At 65.7% G+C, this 9,769-nt stretch carries 5 protein-coding genes; 2 read left to right on the forward strand and 3 right to left on the reverse strand.

Translation table 11 applies throughout. The features are described from left to right. Nucleotides 1-149: 149 nt before the first annotated feature. Both EJI01_RS28950 and EJI01_RS26825 read right to left on the reverse strand, forming a co-directional pair. Nucleotides 150-2,768, reverse strand: coding sequence for a galactose oxidase-like domain-containing protein (locus EJI01_RS28950; RefSeq protein ID WP_185879080.1), 2,619 nt, complete (start codon nt 2,766-2,768; stop codon nt 150-152). Nucleotides 2,769-3,004: 236 nt separating this feature from the next. Beyond that, a complete protein-coding gene (locus EJI01_RS26825) occupies nt 3,005-3,220 on the reverse strand; it encodes a hypothetical protein (protein ID WP_126840159.1) in 216 nt (71 codons plus the stop codon). Nucleotides 3,221-3,717: 497 nt separating this feature from the next. Here EJI01_RS26825 and EJI01_RS26830 point away from each other — a divergent pair, with 497 nt between their 5' ends. Both EJI01_RS26830 and EJI01_RS26835 read left to right on the forward strand, forming a co-directional pair. Then, the gene (locus EJI01_RS26830; protein WP_126840160.1) at nt 3,718-3,909 is read left to right on the forward strand and encodes a hypothetical protein; all 192 of its coding nucleotides are present in this window, start codon (nt 3,718-3,720) and stop codon (nt 3,907-3,909) included. Between the two features lie 10 nt (nt 3,910-3,919). Continuing rightward, nucleotides 3,920-8,968 (forward strand): non-ribosomal peptide synthetase, encoded by a 5,049-nt coding sequence (locus tag EJI01_RS26835; protein ID WP_260602703.1) that lies wholly within the window; start codon nt 3,920-3,922, stop codon nt 8,966-8,968. Between the two features lie 388 nt (nt 8,969-9,356). Here the strand turns inward: EJI01_RS26835 and EJI01_RS26840 are convergent, their stop codons facing one another. Further along, nucleotides 9,357-9,581, reverse strand: a complete 225-nt coding sequence (locus tag EJI01_RS26840) for a hypothetical protein (RefSeq protein WP_126840161.1) — start codon at nt 9,579-9,581, stop codon at nt 9,357-9,359. Nucleotides 9,582-9,769 lie beyond the last annotated feature (188 nt).

A 9,769-nucleotide genomic window follows, 5' to 3' on the forward strand; every position in this document is an offset into this window, starting at 1 on the left:
TATTGGATGCGGTTGCGGTTGCGGTTGCGCCGCGCGCTCTGCGGTTGCCTGCGCCTTGAGATGGTGGAGGTCGTCATGAGGCAGGACCGTTGGGCATCTTTCTCCTTTCGCTGACAGAGGAGACGCCGTTTTCGGTCGACCCATTGAGCTCAGCCGGCGACGCAGGACTTGACGGTGAAGGGGGCCGGGTCGCTGCCGAAGTAGGCATTCGTGCAGTTCACCGTGCCCGTCACGGTCCTGGTGAGCCATCGCGTGTCGGCGCCGTACTTGACCACGGTGGCGGTCGACACGGTGAAAGTCTCTCCTTCCCTGGCCAGGACGGTGCCAGGAGCTGGGGCTGGGGCTGGGGCTGGGGCTGGGGCTGGGGCTGGGGCTGGGGCTGGGGCTGGGGCTGGGGCTGGGGCTGGGGCTGGAGCTGGAGCTGGAGCTGGAGCTGGAGCTGGAGCTGGAGCTGGAGCTGGAGCTGGAGCTGGAGCTGGAGCTGGAGCTGGAGCTGGAGCTGGAGCTGGAGCTGGAGCTGGAGCTGGAGCTGGAGCTGGGGCTGGAGCTGGAGCTGGAGCCGGAGCTGGAGCTGGTGCTGGAGCTGGTGCTGGTGCTGGTGCTGGTGCTGGTGCTGGTGCTGGTGCCGGAGCAGGAGCAGGAGCCGATGCCATGTCCGAATAGCAGGACTTCGCCGTCATCGGCGCCGGGTCCACGCCGAAGAAGGCGCTGGAACAGCTGGCGCTGCCCGAGACCATCTTGCTGGTCCAGCGGGTGTCCGCGCCGAAGCTCACCAATGCCGCGTTCGCCATGCTGAAGCTGCCGCCTTCGTTGGCGACCAGCTTGTCGCCCGAAGGCGGCTGGTTGCCCAGCACGACCCCCGCCGCCTGCGGCGTGAGTACCTCGCAGGCCTTGGCGAGGCCCGGTGCGGGATTGGCGCCGAAGAATCCGTTGTTGCAGGCCACGGCGCCGGATGCAGTCTTCTGCACCCATTTGCTGCCGGCACCGTATCGCACTGCCGTCGCGGCCGGCAGCGTAAAGCTCTGGCCCTGGTCCGCGGCCTTGGCCCAGTTGGCGTCGACCTTCATGATCTTGGCCACCGAGGGCACGCCGGCACTGTCGATGACGAACAGCATGTAGTAGCCGATCGGCAGCGTGTTCGGCCCTTCGTTCAGCTTGATGCTGACATTCGAGCTGCCCGCTGCCTGGGTGAAAGGCAGTTCTAGGAAGCGCTGCTCGAAGTTGGTCGAATGGGTCACCGAGCCGGTGCGGATCAGGGTCACGCGCTGGATCGCGCGGCCCGACGCCACCGTGATGCCGAAGGTCGAGCCCAGGTCGACCTTCGACGGCGCGGAGTTGATCATCGGCCGCGCCTGCTTCTGGCCGTTGCTGTCGAAGAGGTAGGGCGGCGAATAGATCTCGGCATTGAGATTGACCACCGGACCGGGCGATCCGCCGCCGACGGAGAGCAAGGTCGCGTCGGGCAGCAGGATCGCCGACGAGTGATAGAGCCGCGGCTTGGCCGCCGATGCGCCGGTGGTCCAGCCGTTGGTCTTCGGATCCCAGATCAGGGTGGAGAAGGCGGTATCCACCAGCACGTTGTCTTCCGAGGAGCCACCGGTGACGGCCACCTTGCCGTCGGCCAGCACCGTCGCCGTGCTCCAGATGCGGTTGGTGCCGGGGCCGGCGATCGGCGTGATGACCGGCGAGGTTCCGTTGACGTCGATCACCATCGCGCCGCCCTCGTCGTCCACCATCATCATGCGGCCGCGATCGAAGAGCGCCCAGGGCAGGGTCCAGTCGGTGTTCTTGGGCAACGTGCCGATGGAGTCCATCGTCTCCGCCTCGACATCAAGGCTGAAGAGGCTGCTGCCGCTCGCGATCACGACCTTGCCGTTCGGCGCCAGGAAGCCGCGCGGGTAGTACCAGTCGGCCGGCCAGTTGGCGATCTTTCCGAGCGTCTTCCAGCCCGAGCCCGGCGTGTAAATCTCCGGCGGCCCGGCGCCAGCGCCGGTCCCGTCGATGCCGGCGGCCGTCAGCACGCGGCCGTCCGCCAGCGGATAGAGCGAGCCGTACCAGCGCGCGTACTGCATCGGCGTGCCGGAGGCCTTCAGTTCCAGCAGCAGCGGATCGAACAGGTTCGTGTCGCGCACCCCCAGGTTGGGCGGCGTGCCGTCGTTCAGGCCGCGGGTGTCGCCGCCGGCGAGCAGCACCTGCCCGGTGGTCGGCAGCGTCACCTGCGCGTTGCAGAACATGTCGGTGCGCGTGTTGTGCTGCAGCAGGCTGTGCGCGCTGGTCACGGGATTCCACACGTCGTAGTGGAGCTGCGCACCCTGGTTCCCGTCCGGGTCGGTGCCATAGCTCATGATCTTGCCGTCCGGCGTCAGGATGGCGTGGATGGCGTTGAGAGGCCAGCTGCTGGCGGAAGACCATTGGCCCTGGATCTCGGGGCCGGCCATGGTGCCGGTCTGCAGGTTGGAACTCTTACGCTTCGGGCCGTCGCCCCGATCGATGGGCGCCGGCACTTGGCGTTCGCGCTCGCGCTCGCGCTCGATGTCTTCGCGCGTGCGCACGGCGCGGCGGATCTTGCCGGGCTTGGCGGTGGCGTCGCTGCCGGTCGCATCGGCCGCGCCGGTGCCGCTGCTGGTGCCGTCGCTGGTGCTTCCCTTCGCAGTGCCCGTCGCCGAGAGGCCGCTGGCCCCACCGCCACCGCCGCCACAACCCGATATCAAGGCCGCAACGGAAATAGAGACAAGGGTCAGGCGAAAGACGTGGCACTTGCGATACATGGGCGCTCCGCGAAAGGAATGAGTACTTTGCGGTTATATGTTGCGCACCTCACAAGAAGTTTCGGTTGCGGCGTTCTCCTACGTCGGTCTTCGACGATGTCGCCGATTGGCGAACTCGAGCGTGGGAACCGCGCGACGCTGTGAACTGCGGTTATCTTGTGTCATCAAGTGCAGCAATGTCTTCTGCCGCAGTCCCGGCAGCGGCAATGACCTACACCGGCGAGCTCCACAAAGCGCTAGAGCGGCCCGCCCCATTCTTCGCGCGCCACCTCAACTGGATTCCGGTTGCCCTTCAGCGCATACAGCTCGATGGCGAAGTTGGCCGTCTGCTCCAGGTCGGCGCACCCTTCGGAGAGGCGGTGCCACTCGACGACGAAATCGTGCTGCCACTGGCGGCGGTGATCGAGGTCCTCGCCGAGCATCGTCGGCGGCCCCTCCTGTTGCCAAGTCATTCTTCCTCCTTGTTTTTCAGCGGCGGTGGTCGGCACGCCGCCGCTGCGCAACGACTCCCCACCGGTCCGAGGCCATCCTAAGTCGCAAAAACGACGATCGAGAGCCCAAGGGGCCGTGGGCGGTCACGACTTGTGACTTCGGTAATCGGGGAGGCGAGCGCGAACCCTATCGAGCGCTTCGGTTCGTGGCTGGAGGATTGCGCTACGGAGTTTGCGCACAGGGCTGCGAGACGCTGTCCGACACATAACTATTTGCCAGTCGACGACAAGTGAAGGAGTTGTGAAGTTTTCACATTTTTACGTACTTATGCATAGGCATCGGACATGCAGATGGACTCACCAGCAGAGATGCGCAAGATCGGCAAGATCAAGCGACTCCCTGATCCCCTAGGTGGCTCAGCGCAGCCATGAAGGAATCGTGCGATCGGGCGGAACTTGAACGGCTCCACTCTGAGATGACCAGCAGCATGGCCGCAACCGCTGCATGGCGCGAACTGATGATCGAATCGCTGGGCGATCGCATGTGCGGCAGCGGCTCGGGGCCCACGCAGGACGAGATCGATACCTTGGCGTCCTTGGAGGCGGCACAGCAACGAGCGTCTGCGAACTTCATGATGTTCGTGGTTTCGGTGCTCCTGAAGCGATCGACAAAAGCATGGCTGCAGATGAGCGCACCAGTCACTCAGTGAGGATTGCTTCGTGAGAGACGCACTACAGAGGGCAGACAAACCGGACTCGGATTTCGATCCCTTCGCATTCGGCGACCTGGAGGCGATCATCGCCACCACGGAGGCCCAGCGCGAGGTTTGGCTTGGCGACCGGCTGAGTGCGGAGGCCGCCCTGGCGTACAACGAAGCCAGCGCGCTGCGACTTGCGGGGCCGCTCGAAGTGGACGCGCTGCAGCGCTCGATCGGCCGCTTGCTGGAGCGCCACGACTGCCTGCGCGCGACCTTTTCGGGGGACGGCGCGGAGCTCTTCATTGCTGCAGCGCAGTCATTCACGCTGCAGCGTATCGAGCTGTCGGAGTCCGATGCGGCGGAGCAGGAGCGCCGGCTGGCAGCGGCCTTCGACACGGCGGTTCGCGAACGCTTCATCCTGGAGCAAGGCCCGCTCTTTCGCGCAAGTCTCTATTGCGCCGGGCCGGAAGATCACACACTCCTGATCAGTGCCCACCATGCTGTCTGCGATGGGTGGTCCTGGAGCGTGATATGGGCTGAACTGGGCGACCTCTACGCGCACCAATTGGGCCTGGGTCCAGCGCTGGAACCGGCGCCTCGCTATGCGGATTACGCACAGTGGGAAGCCGACGAGACGGCCAGTCCTCGCATGCAGTCCCATGTGGACTATTGGTTGGCGCGCTTCGCCGGCGGCAGCCTGCCGATGCTTGAGTTGCCGCTCGATCGGCCGCGCCCCCAAGTGCGCACATTCCGATCGCGCCGCATGGACGGATTGCTCGACGCCGAGCTGGTCGATGGGGGCCGCAAGCTGGCCGCTGGATCGGGTGCAAGCCTTTACGCGGCGCTCTTCGGCGCTTTCGCCGGTCTCCTGCATCGCCTGACGGAGCAGGAAGATCTGGTCATCGGCATCGCCGCAGCCGGCCAGCTCGCCAGCGAGATGCCCCGGCTCGTAGGACACTGCGTCAACCTCCTGCCCCTGCGCGTCTCGGTGAACGCCTCGACGGCCCTGCACGAACTGGTAAGCCAGAGCCGCGGCCTCCTGCTCGATGCTTTCGAGCATCAGAACCTCACCTACGGGACGCTTCTCAAGAAGCTCCTGGTGCCGCGCGATCCGAGTCGTCCGCCTCTGGTCAGCGTGCTCTTCAACGTCGACGCCGGCACCGAGCGGGCACCTGGTGCGTTCCCCGGCCTGCAGGCGCAGTTGCGCAGCATTCCGCGCGCCTACGAGAACTTCGAACTCTTCCTCAACCTCACGCCGGTCGCCGGAGGCATGCAGTGGGAGGTCCAGTACAACGTCGAGCTGTTCGACGACGAAACCATACGCCGCTGGATGGGTATGTACGAGTGCCTCCTGACGGCCGCGGTGCGTGAGCCCAGCGCCGCGCTGGGCGATATCGATCTGCTCACCGCCGCCGAGGATGCGCGTCTTCTCGCGCTGCAGCCGGCGCCGACCCCGCTATTGAGCAGCGGCCTCATGCATGCAGGTTTCGAAGTGACTGCGGCGGCGCAGCCGGACCGCATAGCGCTTCGGCACGGTGTGCAGCGGCAGACCTATCGTGAACTTGACGGGCGATCCAACCGCCTGGCGCATGCATTGCGCGCTCGTGGCATGGGGCGCGGCGAGCGCGTAGGCCTGTGCCTGGGAAGAGATGCCGACATGGTGGTGGCCGTGCTGGCCGTGCTCAAGTGCGGCGCAGCCTACGTGCCGTTGGACCCCGATTTCCCGAAGGCGCGCCTCGACTATCAGGCAGAGGATGCACGGCTCGGTCTGCTGATCACCGCGTCCGGCATCGCCAACGCTCCCAGCAGCTGGTGCAACGACCCCGACAAGCAGGTGCTCCGGCTGGACACGGAGGCCCGGTGGCTCGAGGCGCCGGCCAGCCCGCTGCCCCCCGGGCCGCAGGACGCGAAGTCCGGCGACATGGCCTTCCTCATCTACACCTCCGGCTCGACCGGCAAGCCGAAGGGCGTGGCCATATCTCATGGTGCTGTCGCCAACCTCCTTCGAAGCATGCGCCGCGAGCTCGGCATAGGGCCGGAAGACCGCGTCGCGGCAGTGAGCACGCTGAGCTTCGACATTGCGGTGCTCGAGCTGATCCTTCCGCTCGAGGTTGGCGCCGAAATAGTGCTGGTCGCGCGCGAGACGGCCATGGACGGGCGGGCGATGCGCGAGCTGATCGAAAGCGAGGACGTCACGGTGCTGCAGGGCACGCCGAGCGCATGGCGGCTGCTGCTGGATGCGCAATGGCAAGGGAAGCCTGGCTTGAAGGCCATGTCGGGGGGCGAGTCCATGTCCCGCGACCTGGCACTGGCACTGAGCTCGCGTTGCGGCGAGCTCTGGAACCTGTATGGGCCCACCGAAACCACCGTCTACTCGACCCTGTGGCGCGTGGACGAAGCGCAGGTCGCGCGCGGTGGCGTGTCCATCGGCCGACCCATCGCCAACACCAGCGTCTGGATCCTTGATGCTCAAGGACGGCGATGCCCCGTCGGCGTGCCGGGCGAAATCTGCATCGGCGGCGCCGGTCTCGCCATCGGCTACTTCGACCGTCCTGAACTGACGCAGAAGCTCTTCGTCTCCGACCCGGGGTTCGACGCAGGCGGCCGGCTGTACCGTAGCGGGGATCGGGGCCGCTGGCGCAACGATGGCCTGCTCGAACACCTTGGCCGCCTCGATCACCAGGTCAAGGTGCGCGGCTATCGCATCGAACCCGGCGAGATAGAGGCGTGCTGCAACGAGGTGCCCGCGGTAGGCGCAAGCCTCGTTGTGGCGCGCGAGGACCAACCTGGCGACGTGCGTCTGGTCGCCTACCTCGTCGCGGCAGCCGGCGCGCAGATCGATGCCTCGGTCGTGAAAGAGGCGCTGTGTGCGCGTCTTCCGCAGTACATGTTGCCGCAGCACCTTGTCGTGCTCGACGCATTGCCGCGGCTGCCCAACGGCAAGCCTGACAGAAAGGCGTTGCCCGCACCTCGCGAACTCGGCACTGCGGCACCCGCGCAGCCCTTGCACATCGTCGCGCCGCGCGACCGACGCGAGCAAATCGTGCTTCAAGCCATGGAGCAGGTGCTGAGCCTGCCGGGCCTGGGTATCCGGGATGACTTCTTCGGCCTTGGCGGCCACTCGCTGCTGGCCTCACGGCTCGCCACCTTGCTGAGCCGGGAATTCGGCGTGACCGTGCCCCTGCGCACGCTGTTCGCGGCGCCGACCGCGGAGCGCCTGTCGGTGGCCGTGGGCGAGCTGCAGGCAGACGGCGCCCTTCCCATCGAGCGGATTCCCTACCGCGCCGAGCGAAGCAGCGCCCCGCTTACGCCGATGCAGGAGCGCATACTCTTCCTGGAAGAACTGCATCCCGGCCGGTCCGTCTACAACACGCCCTCGGCTCACCGACTGACGGGCCCTTTGAATGTCCAGGCCCTTCATGAGGCGCTGCGCGAAATAGTGCGTCGTCAGCCCGCGTTGCGTACCGCATTCGACAAAGACGCGAAGACCGGCGAGTTTGTCGCATCGATCGCTGCCGAGGTGCCGGTCGAGCTGTCGCGAATCGACCTGGGCGGGTTGCCTGCCGACCAGCGCGAGCCGGAACTTGTCGAGAAATTGCAGGAGGTCGCGGACTGGTTGATCGACATCCATCGTGCGCCGCTCTTCAACGCCGCGCTGATCCGCATCGACGACGACGACCACGTGTTCGTCTTTGTCCCGCATCGCCTGGTATGGGATGGCGGGTCGGTCGATCTGCTCATCAATGAACTGTCCGTCATCTACCAAGCGCAACTGAGCGGGGCGCCGCATCACCTGCCTGAACTCACCGTGACGCACGGCGACTATGCCGAGTGGTACTTGAACTGGCTGGCCTCGACGCAATTCGAAGAGCAGTTGAGTTTCTGGAAGAAGCGCTTCGCCGGCGCACCACCGCCGAAGGCATTGCGCACCGATATGCCGCGGGGAGCGGGCATGACCGGCCAGGGCAGCACGCACTGGATGGCCGTCGATGGCGTGTTGACTCAACAGCTGCGGGCGGTCGCGCGCAGCCACGAAGTCACGCTCAACATGCTCGCGCTCGGTGTCTACGCTCTTCTGCTGAGCAGCGTGGCGGATGCGCGCTCGCTCGTGGTCGCAACGCCGGTGCGCGGTCGCCAGTTTCCGGAGGTCGAAACGGTGATGGGCCTGTTTGGCAACTTGCTGCCGCTTCCCGTGGAGGTCGATCTTCGGCAGACGCTCGGCGAGTTCGTGCAGTACCTGAAGCACCAACTGGTCTCGGCGATGGACAACCAGCAGGTTCCTTTCGAGCGCTTTGCAGGCGAGCCGGAGTTCTCCGGGCGGGCCAAGGGCGTCGGCCTCTACCAGGTGCTCTTCTCTTTCGAGGACGCGCGCGAGCGGGCGCTGGCCATAGGACCGCTGCGCCACCGCCAGTTGCCGGTCTCACAGCGCGGCGCCACGGAGGATCTCGGCTTGTGGCTGACCGAGGGGCCTGGTGGCCTCGAGGGAGGACTCACCTACAACGCCGACATCTACCGGCGTGAAACCGCCGCGGCCTTGCGCAACCGATACGTCGAGTTGCTGCAGCGCGTGGCAGAGCACCCCAAGGACACCTTGGCGGCCTTGGTCGCGGCCGGCGCGTCGCCCGACGCGGCTTACCTTCGGCACTTGTCGCGCAGCGAGACCGCCGAGCCTGCGTCTGGCGAGCGGGCGGAGCGTGTCGCGAGCGTTGCTGCGGAAACGTCGCCCCCCGCGGTGCTCGTCCCCGGACAGCTGCAGCTGGCGCAGATCTGGGCCGACGTGCTCAAGATCAAGATCTCCGACATCCGGCCCAGTGACAACTTCTTCGATCTCGGCGGCGATTCGCTGCTTGCCATGCGCGTGATCCAGCTGGCGGAACGGGCCTTGGGCTTCCGTACGGCGCCGCCCAGGTATGTATTCGAGAACCTGGGACAACTTGCTTCCAGAAACGCTGCATCGGCTCTCGGCGAAGCGCGGTCCGGTGGTGGCGTGAGGCTCGAAGAAGCAGCGGGACGAACTCTCCTGGGAAGGATGTTCTCTGGCTGGGCCAAGGCCATCAGAGGCAACAGTTGAGTGCCTCGGCACTGTCCATGCTGCCCATGCCTCATCGACTTCCCGCACCGTTCGGCTCCTTGATGAAGGGCAGCTTGTTCAACACTTGATTTCAACGACATGCCAAGTTTTCTCCGATCTATCGCGGTCACGGTTGACGAACCCGACCCAGGGATTTTTTACTGGGTGTTGCTGGAATCGCGAGCGTCCCATCCTGACCAGTTCCGCCTTTTGAACTCGGCTCCTCGCGGGACAGACAGCTACGAACATGCCCTGCAGGAGGGCGTCAGCGAATTGCGCAAACTCTGTCAGGAGCGCGCGAACGGCCCACGTCGCGAGTACCAAGGCGAGGATGAGAATCCGTCGGGGTGGACCCCGATGGCGTGACCTTTGATGCCCCCGGGCCAGGTCAGGGCTCGTTGATTGCGGCAAGCCCGTCGTCGGTGAGATAGAGATCGAACTCTCCACGGCCAAGCAGTCCCATCTCCACCAACGTACCCACGCCCGTGTCGATCTCCAGCGTGCTCAGCTCTTCACACTCTTTCACGACTGCGATGGGCAAGTGGCGCTCGGCGCCATGCAACAGGTACTCGCGTTTGAAGAATTCCCAAACGGCTTCCGCTTCAGGCGTCATGCGATCTCCTTCTGCTATCGACGCGTCGCGCGCCGTCACTCGAAACTGACGCGGGTGGCAATCAGCACGCCGTCGACGACCTGCGCGCCTTCGATGTTCACGCGCACACCGTTGCCCAGGTTTGCGGCGCTGCCGTTGACGAACACGACGCCCGCACCGCCCGCATTGACGGGTTGTCCTCGCACGCG

It is taken from the genome of Variovorax sp. MHTC-1 (genome assembly GCF_003984645.1).
In the GTDB taxonomy this organism is placed as follows: Bacteria; Pseudomonadota; Gammaproteobacteria; order Burkholderiales; family Burkholderiaceae_C; genus Variovorax.